This window comes from Streptomyces sp. ISL-10 (assembly GCF_018614575.1).
In the GTDB taxonomy this organism is placed as follows: Bacteria; Actinomycetota; Actinomycetes; order Streptomycetales; family Streptomycetaceae; genus Streptomyces.
Map to the genome: position 1 here is coordinate 39,826 of NZ_JAGGOJ010000028.1, position 22,895 is coordinate 62,720.

22 protein-coding genes are annotated in these 22,895 nt (G+C 71.1%); 9 read left to right on the forward strand and 13 right to left on the reverse strand.

The window, feature by feature from the left end; genetic code table 11:
• Window positions 1-123 precede the first annotated feature (123 nt).
• The 3 genes from J7E88_RS27870 to J7E88_RS27880 all read right to left on the reverse strand — a co-directional run bounded on the left by J7E88_RS27870 (window position 124) and on the right by J7E88_RS27880 (window position 2,702).
• On the reverse strand, window positions 124-729 hold the full coding sequence (locus tag J7E88_RS27870; protein WP_215185888.1) for an AAA family ATPase: 606 nt from the start codon (window positions 727-729) through the stop codon (window positions 124-126).
• Window positions 730-734: 5 nt separating this feature from the next.
• Window positions 735-1,412: a response regulator transcription factor gene (locus tag J7E88_RS27875; protein WP_215186038.1), complete on the reverse strand. Its 678-nt coding sequence runs from the start codon at window positions 1,410-1,412 to the stop codon at window positions 735-737.
• A 90-nt stretch (window positions 1,413-1,502) separates the two neighbouring features.
• A complete protein-coding gene (locus J7E88_RS27880) occupies window positions 1,503-2,702 on the reverse strand; it encodes a sensor histidine kinase (RefSeq protein ID WP_215185889.1) in 1,200 nt (399 codons plus the stop codon).
• 96 nt (window positions 2,703-2,798) lie between these two features.
• On the opposite strand from J7E88_RS27880, the gene J7E88_RS27885 reads away from it, so the two are divergent.
• Together J7E88_RS27885 and J7E88_RS27890 are read left to right on the forward strand one after the other, a co-directional pair.
• Window positions 2,799-3,905 (forward strand): SAM-dependent methyltransferase, encoded by a 1,107-nt coding sequence (locus J7E88_RS27885; protein WP_374196331.1) that lies wholly within the window; start codon window positions 2,799-2,801, stop codon window positions 3,903-3,905.
• 2 nt (window positions 3,906-3,907) lie between these two features.
• On the forward strand, window positions 3,908-5,050 hold the full coding sequence (locus tag J7E88_RS27890; RefSeq protein ID WP_215185891.1) for an NADH-quinone oxidoreductase subunit D: 1,143 nt from the start codon (window positions 3,908-3,910) through the stop codon (window positions 5,048-5,050).
• Window positions 5,051-5,116: 66 nt separating this feature from the next.
• On the opposite strand, the gene J7E88_RS27895 is transcribed toward J7E88_RS27890, so the two are convergent.
• The 4 genes from J7E88_RS27895 to J7E88_RS27910 all read right to left on the reverse strand — a co-directional run bounded on the left by J7E88_RS27895 (window position 5,117) and on the right by J7E88_RS27910 (window position 8,705).
• On the reverse strand, window positions 5,117-6,202 hold the full coding sequence (locus J7E88_RS27895) for a hypothetical protein (RefSeq protein WP_215185893.1): 1,086 nt from the start codon (window positions 6,200-6,202) through the stop codon (window positions 5,117-5,119).
• A gap of 84 nt (window positions 6,203-6,286) precedes the next feature.
• A complete protein-coding gene (locus tag J7E88_RS27900) occupies window positions 6,287-7,264 on the reverse strand; it encodes an ABC transporter substrate-binding protein (protein WP_215185895.1) in 978 nt (325 codons plus the stop codon).
• Between the two features lie 59 nt (window positions 7,265-7,323).
• A complete protein-coding gene (locus J7E88_RS27905) occupies window positions 7,324-8,007 on the reverse strand; it encodes an ABC transporter permease (protein ID WP_215185897.1) in 684 nt (227 codons plus the stop codon).
• Window positions 8,007-8,705 (reverse strand): ABC transporter permease, encoded by a 699-nt coding sequence (locus J7E88_RS27910; RefSeq protein ID WP_215185899.1) that lies wholly within the window; start codon window positions 8,703-8,705, stop codon window positions 8,007-8,009. The genes J7E88_RS27905 and J7E88_RS27910 overlap by 1 nt, the downstream gene beginning before the upstream one ends.
• 140 nt (window positions 8,706-8,845) lie before the next feature.
• Between J7E88_RS27910 and J7E88_RS27915 the strand changes: the two genes are divergently transcribed.
• Window positions 8,846-10,018 (forward strand): ABC transporter ATP-binding protein, encoded by a 1,173-nt coding sequence (locus J7E88_RS27915; RefSeq protein WP_215185901.1) that lies wholly within the window; start codon window positions 8,846-8,848, stop codon window positions 10,016-10,018.
• Window positions 10,019-10,371: 353 nt separating this feature from the next.
• Here the strand turns inward: J7E88_RS27915 and J7E88_RS27920 are convergent, their stop codons facing one another.
• On the reverse strand, window positions 10,372-11,481 hold the full coding sequence (locus J7E88_RS27920; RefSeq protein WP_215185903.1) for an esterase family protein: 1,110 nt from the start codon (window positions 11,479-11,481) through the stop codon (window positions 10,372-10,374).
• A 187-nt stretch (window positions 11,482-11,668) separates the two neighbouring features.
• Between J7E88_RS27920 and J7E88_RS27925 the strand changes: the two genes are divergently transcribed.
• The 6 genes from J7E88_RS27925 (at window position 11,669) to J7E88_RS27950 (ending at window position 16,694) form a co-directional block, all read left to right on the forward strand.
• A complete protein-coding gene (locus tag J7E88_RS27925; protein WP_215185905.1) occupies window positions 11,669-13,561 on the forward strand; it encodes a phosphatidylglycerol lysyltransferase domain-containing protein in 1,893 nt (630 codons plus the stop codon).
• A 90-nt stretch (window positions 13,562-13,651) separates the two neighbouring features.
• Window positions 13,652-14,509, forward strand: coding sequence for a dihydropteroate synthase (folP, locus tag J7E88_RS27930; protein WP_215185907.1), 858 nt, complete (start codon window positions 13,652-13,654; stop codon window positions 14,507-14,509).
• The gene (locus tag J7E88_RS27935; protein WP_215185909.1) at window positions 14,506-14,952 is read left to right on the forward strand and encodes a nuclear transport factor 2 family protein; all 447 of its coding nucleotides are present in this window, start codon (window positions 14,506-14,508) and stop codon (window positions 14,950-14,952) included. The genes folP and J7E88_RS27935 overlap by 4 nt, the downstream gene beginning before the upstream one ends.
• A gap of 196 nt (window positions 14,953-15,148) precedes the next feature.
• Window positions 15,149-15,508: a dihydroneopterin aldolase gene (gene folB, locus J7E88_RS27940; protein WP_215185912.1), complete on the forward strand. Its 360-nt coding sequence runs from the start codon at window positions 15,149-15,151 to the stop codon at window positions 15,506-15,508.
• On the forward strand, window positions 15,505-16,104 hold the full coding sequence (gene folK / locus J7E88_RS27945) for a 2-amino-4-hydroxy-6-hydroxymethyldihydropteridine diphosphokinase (protein ID WP_215185914.1): 600 nt from the start codon (window positions 15,505-15,507) through the stop codon (window positions 16,102-16,104). Before folB ends, folK begins: the two co-directional genes overlap by 4 nt.
• Before the next feature lie 101 nt (window positions 16,105-16,205).
• Window positions 16,206-16,694 (forward strand): DUF3180 domain-containing protein, encoded by a 489-nt coding sequence (locus tag J7E88_RS27950; protein ID WP_215185916.1) that lies wholly within the window; start codon window positions 16,206-16,208, stop codon window positions 16,692-16,694.
• 265 nt (window positions 16,695-16,959) lie between these two features.
• On the opposite strand, the gene folE is transcribed toward J7E88_RS27950, so the two are convergent.
• The 5 genes from folE to J7E88_RS27975 form a co-directional block, all read right to left on the reverse strand.
• On the reverse strand, window positions 16,960-17,565 hold the full coding sequence (gene folE, locus J7E88_RS27955; RefSeq protein WP_215185918.1) for a GTP cyclohydrolase I FolE: 606 nt from the start codon (window positions 17,563-17,565) through the stop codon (window positions 16,960-16,962).
• 111 nt (window positions 17,566-17,676) lie between these two features.
• Window positions 17,677-19,710: an ATP-dependent zinc metalloprotease FtsH gene (gene ftsH, locus J7E88_RS27960; protein ID WP_215185920.1), complete on the reverse strand. Its 2,034-nt coding sequence runs from the start codon at window positions 19,708-19,710 to the stop codon at window positions 17,677-17,679.
• Window positions 19,711-19,898: 188 nt separating this feature from the next.
• Window positions 19,899-20,438 (reverse strand): hypoxanthine phosphoribosyltransferase, encoded by a 540-nt coding sequence (hpt, locus tag J7E88_RS27965; RefSeq protein ID WP_215186042.1) that lies wholly within the window; start codon window positions 20,436-20,438, stop codon window positions 19,899-19,901.
• Between the two features lie 40 nt (window positions 20,439-20,478).
• The gene (gene tilS / locus J7E88_RS27970; RefSeq protein ID WP_215185922.1) at window positions 20,479-21,522 is read right to left on the reverse strand and encodes a tRNA lysidine(34) synthetase TilS; all 1,044 of its coding nucleotides are present in this window, start codon (window positions 21,520-21,522) and stop codon (window positions 20,479-20,481) included.
• Between the two features lie 210 nt (window positions 21,523-21,732).
• Window positions 21,733-22,887, reverse strand: coding sequence for a zinc-dependent metalloprotease (locus J7E88_RS27975; RefSeq protein ID WP_215185923.1), 1,155 nt, complete (start codon window positions 22,885-22,887; stop codon window positions 21,733-21,735).
• Window positions 22,888-22,895 lie beyond the last annotated feature (8 nt).

Sequence of the window (22,895 nt, forward strand, 5' to 3'; positions counted from 1 at the left end):
GCGGGGCCTTGCAGCGCCCCGGGCGGGTGAGCACGGGGTCGCGGGCGCCACGTGCCGCACCGGCTGGACGTGATCGCCGTGGCCGGCTCGGCGGCGACTTCCTGGAGACTGCGCCGCGCCGGATCAGTCGAAGCGGATGTGCCGCACGCCCGTCCACACCTCGCGCAGCCGGTGCCTCAGCGGTCCGTCCGTGTTCGGCGCGAGCCGCAGGCCCGCCGAGCGGGCGATGCGGTCCGCCACCTGCGGCACGCTCAGCCGGTCGGTGTGGATGTGCTCCCCGAACCGGGGGTCGCGCAGCCGTTCCAGGCAGTCGTCCAGCCGCTGTGCGGCGAAGCTCTCGCGCTTCGGACCGCGCCAGAGCCCCCGCTCCCGCAGCCGCCGCAGCACGGTCTCACGCTCGGCGAGCAGGGCGAAGTGGCGCACGTCGTGCCCGGCCTCGTTCCGCAGGCGGCCCACGATCTGCTCGAAGTACGCCGGTTCGACGAGGGTCATGGGCGCGATGACCACGCCGTCGTGCCCGCGCAGGGCCAGGTCGAGCACCTCGTAGACGCCCTGCCGCCACGCGGCGAGGTCCTGGAAGTCATTGCGCAGCGCGGGCGGTGTCATCCGGTGCAGGCCGAAGCCGACGTGCTCTGGGTCGCACACGACGCTGCCCCGCAGGCGCCGCCGCAGTTCGTACGCCGTCTGCGTCTTGCCACCGCCGAACGGCCCGTTGATCCACACCAGCACGGCGCTCAGACCGGTCCGCCGCCACCCGCGCGCACGAGGCCCGTCTCGTACGCGAGCACCACGACCTGGACCCGGTCGCGCAGGCCGAGCTTGGTCAGTATGCGGCCCACATGGGTCTTCACGGTGGCCTCGGAGAGCACCAGCCGGGCCGCGATCTCTCCGTTCGACAGGCCCTGCGCCACCAGCAGCATCACTTCGCGCTCGCGCTCGGTGAGCCGCTGGAGCTCCTTGTGCTGCGGCTCGGTGCCGGAGCTCGGCAGCATCGGTGAGAAGCGGTCCAGCAGGCGGCGGGTGGTCGACGGCGCGACGACCGCGTCACCGCTGTGCACGGAGCGGATGGCGCCGAGCAGTTCGCCGGGCGGCACGTCCTTGAGCATGAAGCCGCTGGCACCGGCCCTGAGCCCGGAGAAGGCGTACTCGTCGAGGTCGAAGGTGGTCAGGATCAGCACCTTCGGCGCGTCCGGCTCGGCGCAGATGCGGCGGGTGGCCTCCACACCGTCGAGCCTCGGCATGCGGACGTCCATCAGCACGACGTCCACGGGGGTGGAGCGCAGGTTCTCGATCGCCTCCGCGCCGTCCCCGGCCTCGGCGACGACCTCCATGTCCGGCTGGGCGGCGAGCACCATGCGGAATCCGGTGCGCAGGAGCACCTGGTCGTCGACGAGCATCACGCGGATGGGGATCACAGTCGGCTTCCTCGATCTGTCGTGGCTGTGGGGTGCTGTGTGTGGTGCTGTGCTGTGCTGTGGTGCTGTGGGCTGTGAGGGCTGGCTCTAGTGGGTGGGCTTGAGCGGGAGGAGCGCGCTGATCCGGAAGCCGCCGCCCGGCCGCGGCCCCGCGTCCAGCGTGCCGCCGACCATACCGACGCGCTCGCGCATGCCGATCAGACCGTGGCCGCGTCCGTCCGCGCCGCCGTCCTCGTACAGCTCGTGCGACGCCCCGCGCCCGTCGTCCTCGACGAGCAGGCCGAGACCGTCGTCGAAGTAGACGAGGCGCACGCTGGCACCGGCCTCCGGGCCGCCGTGCTTGCGGGTGTTGGTGAGCGCTTCCTGCACGATGCGGTACGCGGTGAGCTCGACGCCGCTCGGCAGCGGTCGCGGCATGCCCTCGATCTTGAAGTCGACGGTGAGTCCGGCGCAGCGGACCTGCTCGACCAGTTCCTCGATCTGCTCGACGTCCGGCTGCGGGACGTACTCCCCGCTCTCCGGTGCGTCGCCGGTGCGCAGCACTCCGAGCAGCCGGCGCATCTCGGCGAGCGCCTGCCGCCCGGTCGTGGAGATGGTCTCCAGCGCCTGCCTGGCCTGGTCGGGTGCGGCGTCCAGCACATAGGCGGCACCGTCGGCCTGGACGACCATGACGGAGACGTTGTGGGCGACGACGTCGTGGAGCTCGCGGGCGATACGGGCGCGCTCGGCCGCGACCGCGACCTTCGCCTGCGCCTCGCGCTCCTTCTCCAGCCGAGTGGCCCGCTCCTCCAGCTGGGCGAAGTACGCGCGCCGGGTGCGTATCGAGTCTCCGAGGACCCAGGCGAGGGCGAACGGCAGGCTCATGATCACGGTGACGAAGATCCGGCCGAGGGTGCCCTGCTCCTCCTCGGGCCAGCGGACCTGCGCCAGCGTGGCCGCCGACAGGCCGCCGATGAGGGCGAGCCGGGACGCCCAGCGCGGACCGCCGTGCGCGGCGACGGTGTAGATGATCACCATCATCGCGAAGTCCGCCGGGTTGACCTCGACGTCCAGCACCAACTGGGCGACGCCGGCGATGGCGGCGACCACCAGCATCTTCTCCGGCATGACGCGGCGCAGCGCCACCACGACGCTCAGCACGGTCACCACCCCGGCCGCCGTGAGCCGGGACCCCGGCCCCACAGGCAGCTGGACCACCCACAACATGGCGAACCCAAAGAGCATGACGGCCCAGAAACTGTCGGTGCCCGTCGGGTGTCTGCGGAGGAAGTCGTAGAGGCGCTGCACGTCACCAAGCGTAAGGAAAGGAGATAGGTGCCAGAGTCAACCGGAGGGGCGATCCGGTCGGCGGAGCCGTACTCCGCAAGGTGGAGACTGGTGCGCGTGACGTATGAGACCTCAGTCCGCGCCCCTGCCGTGAGCTCCGGATGGCGGGGGTGGCGGGCCGCGACCGAGGCCGCCCTCTACGGCCCCGACGGCTTCTACCTGCGGACGGAGGGCCCGGCGGGACACTTTCGTACGTCCGTGCACGCCTCCCCGGTCTTCGCCTCGGCCGTCGCCCGCCTGCTGCTGGACGTCGCGGCCGCGTACGGAATCGACGAGCCCGCGCTCGTCGACGTCGGCGCGGGCCGCGGCGAACTGCTGACGGGCGTGCTGGCCGCACTGCCGCCCGGCTTTCCGGTGCGCGCCTGCGCCGTGGAGCGGGCCGCGCGGCCGACCGGGCTCGACCCGCGGATCGAATGGACGGACGCGCCACCGGACGGGATACGCGGACTGCTGTTCGCGAACGAGTGGTTGGACAACGTCCCCGTCGACATCGCCGAGACGGACGAGCACGGCGTGGTGCGCAGGGTCCTGGTGAACGCGGCGGGCGAGGAGCGCCTCGGCGAGGAGGTGGACGGAGCCGACGCCGAGTGGCTGGCCCGCTGGTGGCCGCTCACGGAACCGGGCACCCGTGCGGAAATCGGCCGCCCGCGCGACGAGGCGTGGGCGCGGGCCGTCGGCCGCATGACGGCGGGCCTCGCGGTGGCCGTCGACTACGCGCACATGGCCGACACGAGGCCGCCGTACGGCACGCTGGCCGGCTTCCGCGACGGCCGCGAGGTGCGCCCGGTCCCGGACGGCAGCTGCGACATCACGGCCCACGTGGCACTGGACGCGTGCGCGGCGGCTACGAAGGGGGGCCGGTCGGGGGACCGCCCGGTGGAGGGCGGGGAGGCAGGCCGCCCAGTGGAGGGCCGGGAGGCGGGCCCGGCAGCGCGCCCCGCCGCGCGGCTGATCGCGCAGCGCGAGGCGCTGCGGCGGCTGGGGGTGACGGCCGGGCGGCCGCCGTTGTCCCTGGCGTCGTCCGACCCGGTGGCGTACGTCCGCGCCCTGTCCCGCACCGGGGAGGCCGCGGAGCTCACGGCGAAGGGCGGCCTGGGTGACTTCGTCTGGCTGGTGCAGCGGATCGGGCCGGAACGGCCCGCGGGGCCTCTGTCAGACTGGTGACCATGACGGAGACCACGGTCGGCATCGGCGGAGCGGCGGAGAGCACCGACATGGTGCTCAACATCGGTCCCCAGCATCCCTCCACACACGGTGTGCTGCGGCTGCGTCTCGTGCTGGACGGCGAGCGCATCCGGCACGCGGAGCCGGTCGTCGGCTATATGCACCGCGGCGCCGAGAAGCTCTTCGAGGCGCGCGACTACCGCCAGATCGTGGTGCTGGCCAACCGGCACGACTGGCTCTCCGCCTTCTCCAACGAGCTCGGCGTCGTCATGGCAGTCGAGCGCATGCTCGGCATGGAGGTCCCGGAGCGCGCGGTGTGGACCCGTACGCTCCTCGCCGAGCTCAACCGGGTCCTCAACCACCTGATGTTTCTCGGGTCGTATCCGCTCGAACTGGGCGGTATCACCCCGGTGTTCCACGCCTTCCGCGAGCGCGAAGAGCTCCAGGCCGTCATGGAGGAGGTCTCCGGCGGCCGGATGCACTACATGTTCAACCGGGTCGGCGGCCTCAAGGAGGACCTGCCGGCCGGCTGGCTCGGGCGGGCCCGGCACGCGGTGGCCGACGTCCGCTCCCGGATGGACGTGTACGACCACCTGGTCCTCGGCAACGAGATCTTCCGCGGCCGTACACGCGGTGTGGGCGTCCTGTCGGCCGATGCGGTGCACGCGTTCGGGGTGAGCGGGCCCATCGCCCGGGCGTCGGGCGTCGACTTCGACCTGCGCCGGGACGAGCCGTACCTCGCGTACGGGGAGCTGCAGGACACGCTCACGGTCGTCACCCGCTCCGCCGGCGACTGCCTGGCCCGCTTCGAGGTACTGCTGGAGCAGACGCACAACGCGCTCGACCTGGCGGACGCCTGCCTGGACCGCATCGCCGAGCTGCCGCCGGGCCCGATCAACCAGCGGCTGCCCAAGGTGCTGAAGGCACCCGAGGGCCACACCTACGCCTGGACCGAGAACCCGCTCGGCATCAACGGCTACTACCTGGTCTCCAAGGGCGACAAGACCCCTTACCGGCTCAAGCTGCGCTCGGCGTCGTACAACAACATCCAGGCCCTGACCGTGCTGCTGCCGGGGACGCTCGTCGCGGACATGGTCGCGATCCTGGGATCGCTGTTCTTCGTCGTCGGCGACATCGACAAGTAGGCGTCGGCCCGGCAGGCAGGGCGGCAGGCGGCGAGTAGGCCTCGCCGCCTGGCGCGGACGGCCGTCCTACGAGACCGCGTCGCGCAGCTGGGCCACGTCCAGTTGCTCCGTCTCGTCGTGCGCGGTCAGGTCGATGACCTTGCCGACCGCGCGGGGCTCCTTCACGCGCACGGCCGCCAGGGCCTCTTCGCCCACCACGTCGGCGAGGTCCTCTTGCTGCGCGGCCTCGATCGCCTTCTGTACCGGCTGTGTGACCTGCTGCGCGACCCGCGCGGAGTCGACGCCCGCGTCGGCGCCCGCGTCGGCGCCCGTGCCGGTGCCCGCGTCGGCGCCCGTGCCGGTGCCCGTGCCGGTGCCCGTCCCGAAGAAGTCGAAGCCGCCCTCGGGGCGCTTGGCGCGCGAACGCTGGGCGCCGTAGGGCACGATCGACGAGGCGGCGGGCACGGGACGGCGCGCGGGCAGGGCGGACGCCGGACGGGCGTGCTGCCCGGCCCCGGCGCCCGCCGCGTGCTTCCCCTGCGGTTCCTCCGCCTCCCGTGCCCGCTCGGCCAGATCCCGCGCGCGGGCCTCCTCGACGGTGCGCCTGGCCTCCTGGGCAGCGGCATTGCGCGAGAGGTCCTCCAGCGCCTTGGCGGCCCGCAGATACATCGAAGGGGTCGGCGTCGAACCGGCCGGCAGCAGGGCCTTCGCCGGCGCGGCCGCCTCGATCGCGAGTTGCCTGCGGCCCTCCAGGGCGCTGGCGCGCTCCGTCTCCGCGTTCGCGTACCGCCGCAGCAGGGCGGCGTGTTCCCCGCGCAGTCCGGCGAGCTCCACCCGCTTGACGCGCAGCTTGGCGTCGAGCTTCATGCGCAGCTCCCGCGACTCCTCGACGTCCGCCTCGAGCTCCGCTATACGCTCCTCGGTCTTCCACTGGTCGCTGGCGCGCGCACGGCTGAGCTCCGCGACCCGGCGGCCCGCGCTGCGGTCCCAACTGCGCATGAGCACAGCGCCGGTGACCGCGGCGGCAGCGGCTGCCGCCACCAGGATGCGAAGAGCTACGGCATTTCCGACGAACCACGCGCCGGCAGCGCACAGTACCGACGCTCCGGCCACGGCCGAAGGTGGCAGCAGCTTGTGCAGGGGCGGGGAATGGCGGTGGCGTCCACGTGGCATGGCCAGAAATTTACCGCGCGTAGAGGTCTTGTGGGGTGTCGGCCCGGCAAATCTCTGGTCGAAAACGCCGGGCCGGCAACATCCCTACTTCTCGAGCAGCCCCTTCGAACGGAGATAGTCCCTCGCGGCGTCCTCCGGCTTCGCCCGCTCGGCGTCCACCGAGCGGTTCAACTCGGTGAGATCCGCGGTGGTCAGCACATCCGAGAGCTTGCCGAGGACTTCGGCTATCTCCTTGCCCCCGGCGTCCCGCGCATTGACCAGGGGCAGGACGTTGTCGGCGTTCTGGAGCTTCTTGTCGTCCTCCAGCAGCACAAGTCCGAAGCTCTCCAGCGTGGCATCGGTGGTGGTGGTCAGCACGAGCTGGTCCTCACCGTCCTTGACCGCCTGCTTGGCCTGCGGCGTCCCGACGCCCTTGGGGTCCACGCCCGCGACCTCGATGCCGTACGTCTTCTTCAGACCGGGGGCGCAGAAGGGCCTGATCTCGCACTCGTCACCCGCCGCGATCTTCACCTTCAGCTTCGACTTCCCGAGATCGGAAAGCGTCTTGAGGCTGTTCTTCTCGGCGAATTCCCTGGAGACCGCGAACGCGTTCTGGTCGACGGCCTCGCCCGCGTCGAGCACCTTCAGTCCGCGCGGTTCGGCGAGCTTGGTGAGCGCGGCGACGGTGGCGGCGACATCGCTGGAGGCGACGGGCTCGTCCTCGGGTGCCTTCGGCCCGTTCACCTTGGCGTTGAGGAATTCGGCGACCGTGGCGGCATATTCCGGTACGACGTCTATCTCGCCGTTCTCCAGGGACGGTTCGTACAGCTCGCGGTTCTTCACCGTGGTGACCGACGTCTTGTATCCGGCGTCGGCCAGCAGCTGGGCGTAGAGCTCGGCGAGCACCTTGGACTCGGTGAAGGCCGCAGCGCCGACGACGAGCGTGCCCTTCTCACCGGACCCGGCCGCCGAGCCGCCGCCGTCCTTCTCCTGCTCCAGGCTGTCGCCGCCGCACGCGGCCAGAGAACCCACGAGGGCCACCACACCGAGTACCGCGCCCGCGACGCGTGAGGTCTTGCACATCAGGTTCTCCGTCCATGCGACCGATATACCGAAACAAAGGGGGGCATCAGCGCACCGCGTCAGCCTCCCGCAGACGCCGCGGCCTTGCGCAGCGGGTTCAGCAGCCGGTCGGCGGCGACCAGCAGCCCCTCCACCAGGAGTGCGAGCCCGGCGGCGAGCAGCGCCCCCGCGACGACCTGCGGGGTGTTGTACGTGTTGAATCCGGCCGTGATGATCCTGCCCAGCCCGCCCTGCCCCACCATCGACGCGATCGTCGCCGTGGCCACCACCTGGACGGCGGCGGACCGCAGCCCGGTCATCAGCAGCGGATAGGCGAGGGGCAGCTCCACGCGGAGGAACAGCTGGCCGCCCGACATGCCCATCCCCCGCGCGACCTCGACCACCGCGCGGTCCACCTCCCGCATGCCCACATACGCGTTCGTCAGCAGCGGCGGGACGGCGAAGAGGACCAGCGCGCTGATCGTCGGCACATAGCCGGCGCTGCGCAGCGGCGTGAGCATGAACAGCGCGAGGACGGCGAAGACCGGGATCGCACGGCCGGCGTTGGAGAGGTTGACCGCGAGGGCCCCGCCCCTGCCGATGTGCCCGAGCCACAGAGCGATCGGCAGGGCGATCGCACAGGCCAGCGCGAGCGCCGCACCACTGACGTACACATGCTCGCCCAGCCGGTGCCAGGCACCGCCTTCCCCCTGCCAGTTCGACCCGGTGGTGAGCCACGTCCACGCATCGGCTACCACGCCCATCAGACCTTCGCCTCCGCCGTGCGTATGCGCGTCCAGGGGGTGAGCAGCCGCTGGGCGCCGAGGAGAGCCACGTCCGCGAGCACCGCCAGCAGCACACACAGCACGGAGGCGGTCAGCACCTGCGCCTTGAAGGTCGTCTGCACGCCGTCGTCTATGAGGTTGCCGAGGCCGCCCTTGCCGACGAGGGCGCCGACCGTCGTCAGCGCGATCGTCGAGACCGTCGCTATGCGCACACCCGCCATCAGCGCGGGAAGCGCCAAGGGCAGCTCCACCTCCCACAGCAGGCGGGCCGGCCCGTACCCCATGCCTCGGGCGGCCTCGCGCACCTCGGCGGGCACCGCCTGGAGCCCGGCCAGGATGTTCCGCACGAGGATGGTGAGGGAGTAGAGCACGAGGCCCGTCACGACCAGGGCCGCGGACAGTCCGAAGAAGGGCAGCAGCAGCGAGAACATCGCGAGCGAGGGGATCGTGTAGAGCAGGGTCGTCAGGCCGAGCACCGGGCCCGCGAACCGCGGCTGCGCGCGCACGAGCAGCGCGAGAGGCAGAGCGACCGCCAGTCCGATCATTACCGACGCCACGGTGATCCAGACGTGCTGGACCGTCGCGTCCGTCAACTCGGTGCTGCGGCTGCGCAGATACTCCGCACAGAACCAGTCGTTCGCCGCGAGGCAGCTGCTCGTGGCCCGTCCCGTACCCATCCCTCCCCACCTCCCCCGGATGGCGAACACAAGTCTGACGATCAACGGTCACGACCCTAACCCCGACCACTGACAATCGCCGAGAACCGGCACATTGCAGCAACATGGCTTTCACACAAGCGCCGTCACAATGGGGAGCCATGATCCGTTTCGACAGTGTCAGCAAGCGGTACGCGGATGGCACCATCGCCGTGGACGACCTCTCCTTCGAGGTCGCCGAGGGTGAACTGGTCACGCTCGTGGGCCCCTCGGGCTGCGGCAAGACGACCACCATGAAGATGGTCAACCGCCTCATAGAGCCGAGCAGCGGCCGCATTTTCATGGACGGACAGGACATCTCCGCCGTCGACCCCGTCGCGCTGCGCCGCCGCATCGGCTATGTGATCCAGCAGGTCGGACTGTTTCCGCACAGGACCGTCCTCGACAACACGGCCACCGTTCCCCATCTCCTCGGCACCGGCCGTGCCAAGGCCCGGGCGCGCGCCGCCGAACTGCTCGACCTCGTCGGACTCGACCCCGCCGTCTACGGCGACCGCTACCCCGAGCAGCTGTCCGGCGGCCAGCGCCAGCGCGTCGGCGTCGCCCGCGCGCTCGCCGCCGACCCGCCCGTGCTGCTGATGGACGAGCCGTTCGGCGCGGTCGATCCCGTGGTCCGCGAGCACCTGCAGAACGAGTTCCTCAAGTTGCAGTCGCAGGTGCGCAAAACGGTCCTGTTCGTCACCCACGACATCGAGGAGGCCGTGCGCCTCGGGGACCGCATCGCCGTCTACGGCCAGGGCAGGATCGAGCAGTTGGACGCGCCCGCCACCGTGCTGGGCGCTCCCGCCAACGACTACGTGGCCGACTTCGTCGGCGCCGACCGCGGGCTCAAGCGGCTCTCCGTCACCCCCATCGAGGAAGGCGATCTGGAGCAGCCGCCCGTCGTACACCTCGGTGACCCGCTGCCCCGCGAGCTCGGCGCGCGCTGGGCCGTGGTCCTCGACGGGGAGGACAATCTGCATGGCTGGATCTCCGCCGAGCAGGCGCGACGCAGCGGTTCGGTGGGCGAGCACGCCCGCCGCATGGAGGCCTGGCTGCCGGTCGGCGCCTCGCTCAAGCAGGCGTTCGCCACGATGCTCCAGCACGACGCGGGCTGGATCGCGGTGATCGACAAGGAGGAGACGTGCCGATTCCTCGGCGTGCTGACCCCGGCCGGGCTGCACGAGGCGCTGCGCCGCTCGATCGACGCGGACGCACAGGACATCGCGCGGGCGGATGTCGCGCTGGAGTCGATCGCCGCGGCGCCGAAACCCGTCTCCACCGACAAGGGCTGACGGTTGCCGGGCACGCACCGGGCGGGAACGCGGCTCCGGGGCACGCCAACGGGTTGGACGCGGCCCACGCGAGTGGCGTCCGGTCCGTCCGCGCGGACCGTGTCCGCCCCTGGTGCCCGGTCGCCCGCAGGGCGGGCGACCGGCGAGGGCTGCGCCACGGCCGGGCAGGCCGGGCCCGGTGCTGCTCCCCGGCTGGACATGACGCCCCGCTCACCCCACAAGGCCCCCCACAAGGCAATTACGTCGCCCTCGCCGACAGCCCGCCCCCCAGCCGACACCCCGCGCCTCCCCCACGCCGGCTGGGCGCAACGCCTGCGCGAGGAGCCCCCTGGGGGCGCCGCGTCGGCGCCGCGTCACGTCGCGCTGAGGCGGCTGCTCAGCCACTCCAGGGCCGGCGGGATCTCCCGGCGCCAGGTGTTGAAGTTGTGCCCGCCGCTGTCGAGCACGATCGACGACACCCGCGCGGGCGCCTTCACCTTCTCGATGAAGGCCAGAGTCCCCTTCAGGTTGCCCTCGCCCTGCCGGGACGTCGTGACCAGGAACGACGACCTGCCCTGCGGCAGATGGTCCAGGCTCCACAGCAGGTCCGCCCGCTGCCGGGCCCGCTGGTCGCCGTGGAAGAGGTCGCCCGTCGTCGGGTCCTCGGCGGCCTTGTAGTACGCGGAAAGACCGGCCCCCGCCGCGAACCGCCCCGGATGGTGCAGCGCGATCTTCAAGGCGCAGTAACCGCCTGTGGAGTTGCCGATGAACCCCCAGTTCCGCGGTGCCGTGCCGACCCGGTACGTCTCCGAGACCGCCTTCGGCAGGTCCGTCGCGAAGAACGTCTCGGCCTTGGGCCCGCCCGGCACGTCCACGCACTCGGTGTCCCTCGGCGGCGCGACGGTCGGCCGCAGCATCACCAGGACCATCGGCTGTATCCGCCCTTCCCCAGCCAGCCTGTGCGCCGTGGACGGGTACTTGAGGCCCTTGAGCAGGTTCTCCGCCGTGCCCGGGTAACCGGTGAGCACGACGGCCGCCGGGAAGGTTCTGTGCCGGTACTTCTCCTGGAAGTACTCCGGCGGCAGGTAGACGTACGCGGGGCTGTTGATCCCCGACGTCGCCCCGGCCACGACGACCTTGTGGATCTGCCCGCCGGTCACCGCCCGCGCGCCGCCCGGCACATCGGGCCTGCGCTTCTCGACGACCTTGATGCTGCTGCCCGCCGAGTGGTCCTGAACGACACCGGTCTCCTGTTCCTGTCCGAAGAGGTCGGCCCAGGAGCCGTAGAACAGGAAGGAGTTGTTGGCGGCGAGGGCGACGGCGGCGAACAGCGTGACCTGCGTGGCGAGCAGCAGTCCGATCCGCCCGGCCACCGGCCGCGGCCCCCTGCGGGCCAGCCGGGGCCACAGCCACACGGTGGCGGTGAACAGCAGGACCGCTGCCGCTACGGCCAAGGCCAGGACTTTGTTGCTGGTCAGACCCATGGGTTCATGCGCTTTCTGCTTCGGTCCGGCGTCGGTGATCCGCGCCCGGCAGGGGCCGGTTCGCCGAGAATTTCCCGGTGGCGGATGAACCCGCCTCCGGTAAGTGCCGTCCTAGAGAGCGCACATCGTCCGGGGCCGACCGACCTGAGGCCCGGACGCAGGATCTCTCGCGGAGTCACGGGAAGCGATGTCTGCAACGGTAGATGGGGACAAATCAGCATTGGTTCCGAATCGGGTGGCCAATGGGGAGACGAGTCGCGTGATGATCCGGGTACGTCGCGTCCTGCGCGGGCCCCGCCCCGAGGCGGTGCCCGCGCTCGTCGGATCGGCCTGCACCCTCGTCGGCCTCATCGACATCGCGGCCGGCGTCTTCCCCCGGTTCCGGCACAGCCGGATGCACACCCTCGCCGAGGTGCTGCCCGGCGCCCTCGGCCCGTTCGCCGCCGCACTCTCGCTCAGCACCGGAGTCCTGCTGCTCCTGCTCGCACACGGCATCAAGCGCCACAAGCGGCGCGCCTGGCGGGCCGCGGTGGTCCTGCTGCCCGCGGGGGCCGTGGCCCAGTTCGTCTACCGCCACTCCGTCCTCGGGGTCGTCGTCTCGCTCGGCCTGCTGGCGCTGCTGCTGCGGCACCGGAGCGAGTTCGCCGCCCTGCCCGACCCCCGCAGCCGCTGGCGCGCACTCGCCAACTTCATTGTGCTGAGCGCCGGTTCGCTCAGCCTCGGACTGGTGATCGTCAGCGCCCACCCGGGCAGAATCATCGGCAATCCCGGCCTCACCGACCGTCTCGAACACGTCATGTACGGACTGGTCGGCTTCGAGGGACCCGTCGACTGGACCGGCAACGTCCCCTGGACCGTGGGCTACTCGCTCGGCGCACTCGGCCTGCTGACCGCCGTCACCACGATCTACCTCGCCTTCCGGCCCGAGCACCCCGCCGCCCGCCTCACCGCCGACGACGAACGCCGGCTGCGCGCCCTGCTAGCGGCGCACGGCCGCCGCGACTCGCTCGGCCACTTCGCGCTCCGCCGCGACAAGGGTGTCGTGTTCTCGCCCAGCGGCAAGGCCGCCGTCTGCTACCGCGTCGTCTCCGGCGTGATGCTCGCCAGCGGCGACCCGATCGGCGACGTCGAGGCCTGGCCCGGTGCCATCGAGCGCTTCATGGACGAGGCCAAGGCCCACTCCTGGACCCCGGCCGTCATGGGCTGCTCGGAGACCGGCGGCGAGGTCTGGACGCGCGAGACGGGACTCGACGCCCTGGAACTCGGGGACGAGGCGGTGGTGGACGTCGCGGATTTCTCCCTGACCGGGCGCGCGATGCGGAACGTACGTCAGATGGTCAAGCGCATCGAGCGCAATGGCTACGAGACACGCGTACGGCGCGCCCGTGACCTCACCGCCGACGAACTGGAACGGATCCGGCGGGCCGCGGCCGACTGGCGCGGCACCGACACCGAACGCGGCTTCTCGATGGCCCTCGGCCGGATCGGCGACCCCGCCGACGGCGACGCCGTGATCGCCACCGCGCACAAGGCCGACGAGCACGCCCCCGGCGGCGACGGGAACCACGGCGGCTACGGCGACTTGAAGGCGATCATCCACTTCGTGCCCTGGGGGTACGACGGGATGTCCCTGGAGCTGATGCGCCGCGACCGCTCCGCCGACCCCGGCATGAACGAACTGCTGATCGTCGCGGCTCTCCAGGCCGCTCCCGCCCTCGGCGTCGAGCGGGTCTCCCTCAACTTCGCGATGTTCCGTTCGGCGCTCGCCCGGGGCGAGAAGATCGGCGCCGGCCCGGTGCTGCGGCTGTGGCGCGGACTTCTGGTGTTCCTCTCCCGCTGGTTCCAGATCGAGTCGCTGTACAAGTTCAACGCCAAGTTCCGGCCGCGCTGGGAGCCGCGCTTCGTCGTCTTCCGCAACACCCGTGACCTGCCCCGCATCGGCTTCGCCGCCATGCAGGCGGAAGGGTTTGTGAACCTCTCGCTGCCCCGCCCGTTCGCCCGCCGACGCACGGCGCCCGCCCCGCGCCCCTGCGCCCACTTCCCCCGCCCCGCCGAACACCACGAGGCGCACGCGGCCTGACACCCGCCGCCCGCGGACACCGCCGCCCGGCCACCGACAGAGCCCCACCGCTCGGGCCCGGCCAAGAACGGCAGGCCCTAGGCTGGCCACATGAGTACGTTGCGTGGACGGGGCACGGCCAGCGGCCTGCCGGAGTGGGATCGCTGTGCGGTCATGGGTGTCGTCAATGTGACGCCCGACTCCTTCTCCGACGGAGGCCAGTGGTTCGACACCACGGCCGCGATCAAGCGCGGCCTGGATCTGGTAGCCCAGGGCGCCGACCTCGTAGACGTCGGCGGCGAGTCCACGAGACCGGGAGCGACCAGGGTCGACGAGGCCGAGGAGCTGCGCCGGGTCGTCCCGGTCGTCCGCGGACTCGCCGCAGAGGGCGTGGTCGTCTCCGTCGACACCATGCGCGCATCGGTCGCCGAGCAGGCGATCGCCGCCGGAGCCGGCCTGGTCAACGACGTCAGCGGCGGTCTCGCCGACCCTCGTATGGTCCCGGCCGTCGCCGACTGCGGCGCCCCGTTCGTCGTCATGCACTGGCGCGGGTTCAGCGAGGACATGAACAGCCGCGCGGTGTACGGCGACGTCGTCGCCGAGGTCGTCTCGGAGCTGCGTGAGCGCATGGAGGCCGTCGTCGCGGGCGGCATCGCGCCCGAGCGCATCGTGATCGACCCGGGCCTCGGCTTCGCCAAGACGGCCGAGCACGACCTCGCGCTCGTCGCCCACCTCGAAGAGCTGCGTGCGCTCGGCCGTCCGGTCCTGGTCGCCGCCTCCCGCAAGCGGTTCCTCGGCCGGGTGCTCGCCAAGGAGGGCGCCGCACCGCCGGCCAGGGAACGCGACGCGGCCACCGCCGCCGTCTCGGCCATCGCCGCCCACGAGGGCGCGTGGGCCGTACGCGTTCATGAGGTGCGGGCCACGGCCGACGCCGTGCGCGTCGCCCGCGCCGTCGAGGGTGCCCGGTGACCTCCACCGACATCGAACTGGTCGAGAAGGCCAACACCGCCTTCTACGAGGCGATGGAACGGGGCGACTTCGAGCTGCTGTCCGCGCTCTGGCTGAACGACGAGATCTCCTGCGTCCACCCCGGCTGGCCCGTACTCTCCGGCCGCGGCGAGGTCCTGCGGTCGTACGCGCTGATCATGGCGAACACGGAGTACATCCAGTTCTTCCTCACCGATGTGAAGGTGAGCGTGGCCGGTGACACGGCGCTCGTCACCTGCACCGAGAACATCCTCAGCGGCGGCCCCGCCGAGGCGGCGGGCGAGCTCGGCCCGCTCGTCGGCCAGCTGGTCGTCGCCACGAATGTGTTCCGCCGCACATCCGACGGTTGGAAGATCTGGTCACATCACGGTTCCCCCGTACTGACGGAAACCGAGGACGAAGAGGACGAGGACAGCCCCTCGTAAGTGGGTAAGCGCCCTGAAGGAGGTTCATGTCTGCCTCCCCCGGGTATACGCGGCTACCCCAGCTCCGCGCCGTTCCCCAGGGCCCCCGTGGGCACGTCGTGTCGGTGCTCGCAGGTAGATTCGATGGCGGGTACCGCGCCACCCGCACGTGGCCGGGTGCCCGCATCCGCCAGTAAAGAAAGCAGGAGTGATTCGCGTGGATCGTGTCGCGCTGCGCGGCCTCAAGGCCCGCGGGCACCATGGCGTCTTTCCCCGGGAGCGGGAGGAGGGCCAGACCTTCATCATCGACCTGGTGCTCGGCCTGGACACCCGCCCGGCGGCGGCGTCCGACGACCTGGCGAAGACCGTGCACTACGGCGTGGTGGCGGAGGAGGTCGTCGCGATCGTCGAAGGCGACCCCGTCGACCTGATCGAGACGCTGGCCGAGCGCATCGCCCAGCGGTGCCTCAAGCACGACGGCGTCGAGGAGGTCGAGGTGGTGGTGCACAAGCCGGACGCCCCGATCACGGTGCCCTTCGACGACGTGACCATCACGATCACCCGGAGCCGAGTATGAACCAGGCCGCGAGCGACCCGACCGTGCAGCCGGTGCCCACCTCCGTGGTGGCGCAGGTGGACGCCGCCGACATCACGCTGTCGAATCCGAAACAGGCGGTGATCTCGCTCGGCTCCAACCTGGGCAACCGCCTGGAGACCCTGCAGGGCGCGATCGACGCCCTCGAGGACACACCGGGCGTTCGGGTCAAGGCGGTCTCCCCGGTGTACGAGACGGAGCCGTGGGGTGTCGAGCCCGGCAGCCAGCCCTCCTACTTCAACGCGGTGGTCGTGGTGAAGACGACCCTGCCGCCGTCCTCGCTCCTGGAGCGCGGCCAGGCAATCGAGGAGGCGTTCGACCGTGTCCGCGCGGAGCGCTGGGGCCCGCGCACGATCGACGTCGACATCGTGGCGTACGCGGACGTCGTCTCCGACGACCCGGTGCTCACCCTCCCCCACCCGCGCGCCCACGAGCGCGCCTTTGTCCTCGCCCCCTGGCACGACGTCCAGCCCGAGGCCCAGCTCCCGGGCGTGGGCCCCGTCGCCGAGCTGCTCGCCGGCGTCGGCGCCGGCGGCGTCCAGCCCCGCACCGACCTGGAACTGCGGCTGCCCGAGTAGTCGTTAGGCTCGTACGGGACGTTCCGCACGAGGGCGTCCCGCGCACGACGATACGTACGGGGTGCCCGTACGACACGACAGCTGAAGGGCGGCTCCCAGCGGTGAAGCAACTACGGCTCGGTGTGCTGGCCGGACTCTTCGCCGCGGCGGGAGTCCTGTCCTGGGGCGGTGCGCGCCTGTGGGATTCGCTGGGCACGCTTCCGAGCGTGCCGCTGGCCGCGCCCATCGTCCTCGCGGCGATCGCCGCGATCCTCGCCGCCACCGCGCTGTCGCTGCGGGCCCGGCTGAAGGCGCAGCGCGAGCGCCGCCCAGGCGCCAAGGGCGTCGAGCCGCTGATGGCGGCGCGCGCCGTCGTCTTCGGCCAGGCGAGCGCGCTGGTCGCGGCGCTGGTGAGCGGCATGTACGGCGGCACGGGCGTGTTCCTGCTCGGCTCGCTCGACGTCCCCGCCCGCCGGGACCAGGCCATCTACGCCGGGTTCTCGGTCGTCGCGGGCATCGCCGTGATCGCGGCCGCGATGTTCCTGGAGCGCGTCTGCAAGCTCCCCGAGGACGGGGACGACAACAACGACCAGGCGGCCCGCGCGGTCTGAGAAGCACACCGCCCGGGTCCGGCTCACAGCAGCGTGCCGCGCGCGACCTCCCCGACCGCCAGGATCGGCGATCCGGCGAGGGCCTCCCGGGGATCCGGCCGGATCAGTGAGTGGCGGTCCCCCACGCCGCAGGGTGCAGGGGGAGGGCCCGGGGCTGAAGGCACCTCCCGTGCCCGCAGGGCTACGGGGGTGGACCCCTCCCACGCCCGAGGACCGTGGGGGAGCGTGGCCGGAAACGAGCCCGGCGCGATCCGAACGAGAGGCCCTAGCGCGCCAGGATCAGGCTCATCGCCTCGGCACGCGTCGTGGAGTCGCGCAGCTGGCCCCGTACAGCCGAGGTCGTCGTCTTGGCCCCGGGCTTGCGGATGCCCCGGACGGACATGCACATGTGCTCGGCCTCGATCACGACGATCGCGCCCCGGGCTTCGAGAATCCGCATGAGGGAATCGGCGATCTGCGTGGTGAGCCGCTCCTGCACCTGGGGCCGGCGGGCGTAGACGTCGACCAGCCGGGCCAGCTTCGACAGTCCGGTGATCTTTCCGGTCTCCGCAGGGATGTACCCCACATGTGCCACGCCGTGGAAGGGCAGCAGGTGGTGCTCGCAGAAGCTGACCAGCTCGATGTCCTTGACCAGGATCATCTCGTCGTGGCCCAGGTCGAAGGTGGTGGTCAGGACCTCCTCCGGTTCCTGCCGCATGCCGGACAGAAGCTCCTTGTAAGCCCGCGCCACCCGCGCGGGCGTCTCGCGCAGGCCCTCGCGGTCCGGGTCCTCGCCCACCGCCAGCAGCAGCTCGCGTACGGCGTTCTCCGCCCGCTTCTCGTCGAACTCGGCGATCGAACGCTCGCCGTCCAGCGTCACCGGGTCGGTCATCTGTGCCTCGTTCCTGTTGCTCGGGCCGCGGGCATACGGAAATGCCGCGTCCCCCAGGCTAAAACCTGGGGGACGCGGCATTCATTCCGGGGCGGGAGCCGAAGGCCGAGGTCAGGCCTCGGGGCGCTCCTCGGGGACCGCCTCGACGGTCTCGCTCGGAGCCACCTTGGTGACGTCTGCCACCGTCGGCGAGCTGCCGTTCGCACCGTTGGTCAGTGCGAGCTCCTTGGGGGAGAGCACCGGCGGGCGGGTGGAGGGCGTACGGCGGGAGGAACCGGTCCACGCCGGGCGGGCCGGGCGCTTCACGATCGGGGCGAAGATCTCCGCGATCTCCTCCTTGCCGAGGGTCTCCTTCTCCAGCAGCTTCAGGACCAGGTTGTCGAGGACGTCGCGGTTCTCGACAAGGATCTCCCAGGCCTCGTTGTGCGCGGTCTCGATGAGCTTCTTGACCTCTTCGTCGACGAGCGCCGCGACCTCTTCCGAGTAGTCGCGCTGGTGCGCCATCTCCCGGCCCAGGAAGGGCTCGGTGTTGTCGCCGCCGAACTTGATCGCGCCGAGCCGCTCGGTCATGCCGTACTGCGTGACCATCGCGCGGGCCGTGGCCGTCGCCTTCTCGATGTCGTTCGCCGCGCCCGTGGTCGGGTCGTGGAAGACGAGCTCCTCGGCAGCCCGGCCGCCCAGCATGTAGGCCAGCTGGTCGAGCATCTCGTTGCGCGTGGTGGAGTACTTGTCCTCCTCCGGGAGCACCATCGTGTAACCGAGGGCCCGGCCGCGGGACAGGATCGTGATCTTGTGGACCGGGTCGGAGTTCGGTGAGGCCGCCGCGACCAGGGCGTGTCCGCCCTCGTGGTACGCGGTGATCTTCTTCTCCTTGTCGGACATGATCCGGGTCCGCTTCTGCGGGCCCGCCACGACGCGGTCGATCGCCTCGTCCAGGGAGTGGTTGTCGATCAGCTTCTTGTCGCTGCGGGCGGTCAGGAGCGCCGCCTCGTTCAGGACGTTGGAGAGATCGGCACCGGTGAAGCCGGGCGTACGCCGGGCGACGGCGCCCAGATCGACGTCCGGGGCGACCGGCTTGCCCTTCTGGTGGACCTTGAGGATCTCCAGACGGCCCTGCATGTCCGGACGGTCGACGGCGATCTGCCGGTCGAAGCGGCCGGGGCGCAGCAGCGCCGGGTCGAGGATGTCGGGCCGGTTGGTCGCGGCGATCAGGATGACGCCGCCCTTCACGTCGAAGCCGTCCATCTCGACGAGCAGCTGGTTCAGCGTCTGCTCGCGCTCGTCGTGGCCGCCGCCGAGACCCGCGCCGCGGTGCCTGCCGACGGCGTCGATCTCGTCCACGAAGACGATCGCCGGGGCGTTCGCCTTGGCCTGCTCGAACAGGTCACGGACACGGGAGGCACCGACACCGACGAACATCTCGACGAAGTCGGAACCGGAGATCGAGTAGAAGGGGACACCCGCCTCGCCCGCGACGGCACGCGCGAGCAGCGTCTTGCCGGTGCCGGGCGGGCCGTAGAGCAGCACACCCTTGGGGATCTTGGCGCCGACGGCCTGGAACTTGGCGGGCTCCTGGAGGAACTCCTTGATCTCGTGGAGCTCCTCGACCGCCTCATCGGACCCGGCCACATCGGCGAAGGTCGTCTTGGGGGTGTCCTTGGTGATGAGCTTGGCCTTGGACTTCCCGAAGTTCATGACTCGGGAGCCGCCGCCCTGCATCTGGTTCATCAGGAAGAGGAAGACCACGACGATCAGGACGAAGGGCAGGAGCGAGAGCAGGACCGAGACGAACGGGCTCTGCTTCGACGGCGAGACCGTGTAGCCCTTCTCGATCTCACCGGCCTCGAACTTCTCCTGCAGCTTGTCGGCCAGATCGGCGCCCTGGGTGCCGATGTAGCTGGCCTGCACCTTGGTGCCGCCGTCGACCTTCAGGCCCTTGTTGAGCTCGATCTTGATGATCTGCTCGTCGCCAGTGGTCAGCTTTGCCTGTTTGACCTGGTTCTTGTCGATCGCCTGGACAACCTTGCCGGTGTCCACCGTCTTGTAGCCGCCGGACGAGCCGACAACCTGCATCAGCACGACCACGGCGAGGACGGCCAGCACGATCCACATGACCGGCCCACGGAAGTATCGCTTCACGTCCATCCATACGGAGCGAACCCGCTCCGTCCCTCCTGCCCGTAGGTTAATGCTGCTGTGGGACTTGCTATGAGACTGCTATGGGAAAAGACAACTGTTCTTCGGACGGTACCTCAGCATGGCCACCGGGGACCGCCTTCCCTTGCTCCAACGGCGGAAAGGCGGTCTGGGTTCCCCCTGGGCGCACCGGTGCCTCAGCCCCCGTAGACGTGCGGCGCGAGCGTGCCGACGAAGGGGAGGTTGCGGTACTTCTCCGCGTAGTCCAGGCCGTATCCGACGACGAACTCGTTCGGGATGTCGAAGCCGATCCACTTCACGTCGATCGCGACCTTCGCGGCGTCCGGCTTCCTCAGCAGCGTGCAGACCTCCAGGGAGGCCGGCTCGCGCGAACCGAGGTTGGTCAGCAGCCACGACAGGGTCAGGCCCGAGTCGATGATGTCTTCGACGATCAGGACGTGCTTGCCCTTGATGTCGGTGTCCAGGTCCTTGAGGATCCGGACGACGCCGGACGACTGCGTGCCCGCGCCGTACGAGGACACGGCCATCCAGTCCATCGTGACGGGGGTGGCGAGCGCACGCGCCAGGTCCGCCATCACCATCACGGCGCCCTTGAGGACACCGACGATGAGCAGGTCCTTGCCCGCGTACTCCGCGTCGATCTTCGCGGCAAGCTCTTCGAGCTTGGCGTCGATCTCTTCCTTGGTGATGAGCACCGACTGAAGGTCGCTGCCCATGTCCTTCTCGTTCACCCGCGTCGCTTTCTGTCTCGGCGGTTCAGCCTTGCCGAATGACCAGTCTGCCACCCTGCCGACGCGCCTGAACCCGGCCGGGCAGATTGATGGCCCGCTGGCCGCGCCAGCCGGTGATCAGCCGGTCGACCTCTTCGACGTGCCGGGCGAACACGGATCCGGCGGGTGCGCCCGCCTCGATGACGGCCCGGCGCAGCACCCGGCGCCGTACGGCGGGCGGCAGGGCGAACAGCTTGGTGCACTCCAGGCCGCCGGTCTCGTCCCGTACGCGGGCGGCCGCGTCGGCGGCCCAGCTGTCGAGGGCGTCGGCGTCGTCGCGGGAGAGCTGGGCGGTACGGGCGAGGGCCTCGACGACTCCCTTGCCGAGCGCCTTCTCCAGGGCCGGCAGGCCCTCGTGGCGCAGCCGGGAGCGGGTGTAGGCGGGGTCCTCGTTGTGCGGGTCGTCCCAGACGGGCAGCGACTGGACCATGCACGCCTTGCGGGCGGTCTGGCGGTCGATCTGGAGGAAGGGGCGGCGGTAGCGGCCGGCCGCCCCCGAGACGGCGGCCATACCGGACAGGGAGCGGATGCCGGAGCCGCGGGCGAGACCGAGCAAAACGGTTTCGGCCTGGTCGTCGCGGGTGTGACCGAGCAGCACGGCCGCGGCACCGAGGCGCTGCGCGGCCTCGTCGAGTGCGGCGTAGCGGGCGTCGCGGGCGGCGGCCTCGGGCCCTCCCTCGCGGCCGACCCGCACGCTGACGGCCTCGACGGGGTCGAGCTCCAGGGCGGTGAGGCGGGCGGCCACTTCGGCGGCGCGCTGCGCGGAACCGTCCTGGAGGCCGTGGTCGACGGTGATGCCGCCGGCGCGGACGGAAAGTTTGGGGGCCTCGAAGGCGAGGGCGGAGGCCAGCGCCATGGAGTCGGCGCCGCCGGAGCAGGCGACGAGAACGAGCGGGCGCTCGCGCGTGGCGCGGGTGGCGGCTCGGGCGGCGCCGGTGCGCTCGTCGATTTCGGCGTGCTGGGTGATGACTTCGTGGAGTACGCGGCGGACCGCCAGGCGTATCGCCGCGACCGCAGGATGGGGACCCATGTCCGGTGCCCTTCGTGAAGTTCGGGAGGGGGTGGCTCGGTCGGATGGGAACGAGAGCGACGGGAGATCAGTCACTCAGAGTGCGTCGATGGTGACAGAACCGAGCCAATAGCCGAGCATTGCACGCCTTGCCACCGTCCACGGTCCCTCGGATGGGTGATGGAAGGGGCGCTCTTCCGCCGTCGCGGGCCTGTCGTTCACGACTCTGCTCTACGGTGCACCCTCGGCCTTGCGGTGCACCCGTGCGACCCAGTCCGCCGGTTTGGCGATCTCCGCCTTGGTCGGGAGCGTGTTGGGGGACGTCCAGACCCGGTTGAAGCCGTCCATGCCCACCTGCTCCACGACGGACCGCACGAAGCGCTCGCCGTCGCGGTACTGCCGCAGCTTGGCGTCCAGGCCGAGCAGCTTGCGCAGGGCGAGGTCGAGGCGGCTCGCCCCACGGGCCCTGCGCTGCTGGAACTTCTCGCGGATCTCGGCCACGGAGGGCACCACGTCGGGTCCGACACCGTCCATCACGTAATCCGCGTGGCCCTCCAGCAGGGACATGACGGCGGTCAGCCGGCCGAGGATCTCGCGCTGGGCGGGCGTCTGGACCAGTTCGACGATGGAGTGGCCGCCCTCGTCCTCCTCGCCCTCGGGGCGGGCCCCGACGAGGGACTGCGCGGCCTCCCGGAACCGTTCGAGAACGGTCATGGGGTCGACCTCGGTCTCCTCCAGAAATGACTGGATCTCGCCCTCGAGATGATCACGCAGCCACGGCACCCCGGTGAACTGGGTGCGGTGGGTCTCCTCGTGGAGACAGACCCACAGCCGGAAGTCGTGCGGGTCGACCTCGAGTTCGCGCTCGACGTGGACGATGTTGGGGGCGACGAGGAGGAGCCTGCCGCCGCCGTTGCCGTCGGGATCGGCCGGGTCACCGGCCGGCAGGTCGCGGGTGGCGGGGGCGAAGGTCTCGTACTGCCCGAGGACCCGCGAGGCCAGGAACGACAGCAGCATCCCGAGCTCCACGCCGGTCACCTTGCCGCCGACCGCGCCGAGCACCGCGCCGCCCGGGGTGCCGGAGCGGCGTTCCTGCATCTTCTCCAGCAGGGGGCGCAGCAGCTCGCGGAAGCCCGCGACGTTCGCCTTGATCCAGCCCGCCCGGTCCACGACGAGGACCGGGGTGTCCTGCGGCCGGGAGCCGGCCGGGATCAGCCGGGTGAAGCCGCGCACATGCTCCTCGGACGCCTTGGCGTGCCGGCGCAGCTCGGCGACGACGGCTCGCGCCTCGTCCCGGCTGACGTCGGGACCGGGCCGCACGAAGCGGGTCGCGGTCGCCACGGCGAGGTTCCAGTCGACCATCTCGGCACCACCGATGCTCGTCATGCGTCAAC

What these genes read in the sequence shown, in the direction of transcription:
- J7E88_RS27895 (WP_215185893.1), bottom strand. Translation starts at nt 6,202, where the DNA reads ATGCCACGTGGACGCCACCGCCATTCCCCGCCCCTGCACAAGCTGCTG.
- J7E88_RS27890 (WP_215185891.1), top strand. Translation starts at nt 3,908, where the DNA reads ATGACGGAGACCACGGTCGGCATCGGCGGAGCGGCGGAGAGCACCGAC.
- folP (WP_215185907.1), top strand. Translation starts at nt 13,652, where the DNA reads ATGAGTACGTTGCGTGGACGGGGCACGGCCAGCGGCCTGCCGGAGTGG.
- folE (WP_215185918.1), bottom strand. Translation starts at nt 17,565, where the DNA reads ATGACCGACCCGGTGACGCTGGACGGCGAGCGTTCGATCGCCGAGTTC.
- J7E88_RS27900 (WP_215185895.1), bottom strand. Translation starts at nt 7,264, where the DNA reads ATGTGCAAGACCTCACGCGTCGCGGGCGCGGTACTCGGTGTGGTGGCC.
- J7E88_RS27905 (WP_215185897.1), bottom strand. Translation starts at nt 8,007, where the DNA reads ATGGGCGTGGTAGCCGATGCGTGGACGTGGCTCACCACCGGGTCGAAC.
- hpt (WP_215186042.1), bottom strand. Translation starts at nt 20,438, where the DNA reads ATGGGCAGCGACCTTCAGTCGGTGCTCATCACCAAGGAAGAGATCGAC.
- J7E88_RS27925 (WP_215185905.1), top strand. Translation starts at nt 11,669, where the DNA reads ATGTCTGCAACGGTAGATGGGGACAAATCAGCATTGGTTCCGAATCGG.
- J7E88_RS27920 (WP_215185903.1), bottom strand. Translation starts at nt 11,481, where the DNA reads ATGGGTCTGACCAGCAACAAAGTCCTGGCCTTGGCCGTAGCGGCAGCG.
- ftsH (WP_215185920.1), bottom strand. Translation starts at nt 19,710, where the DNA reads ATGGACGTGAAGCGATACTTCCGTGGGCCGGTCATGTGGATCGTGCTG.
- folK (WP_215185914.1), top strand. Translation starts at nt 15,505, where the DNA reads ATGAACCAGGCCGCGAGCGACCCGACCGTGCAGCCGGTGCCCACCTCC.
- J7E88_RS27910 (WP_215185899.1), bottom strand. Translation starts at nt 8,705, where the DNA reads ATGGGTACGGGACGGGCCACGAGCAGCTGCCTCGCGGCGAACGACTGG.
- J7E88_RS27975 (WP_215185923.1), bottom strand. Translation starts at nt 22,887, where the DNA reads ATGACGAGCATCGGTGGTGCCGAGATGGTCGACTGGAACCTCGCCGTG.
- J7E88_RS27915 (WP_215185901.1), top strand. Translation starts at nt 8,846, where the DNA reads ATGATCCGTTTCGACAGTGTCAGCAAGCGGTACGCGGATGGCACCATC.
- tilS (WP_215185922.1), bottom strand. Translation starts at nt 21,522, where the DNA reads ATGGGTCCCCATCCTGCGGTCGCGGCGATACGCCTGGCGGTCCGCCGC.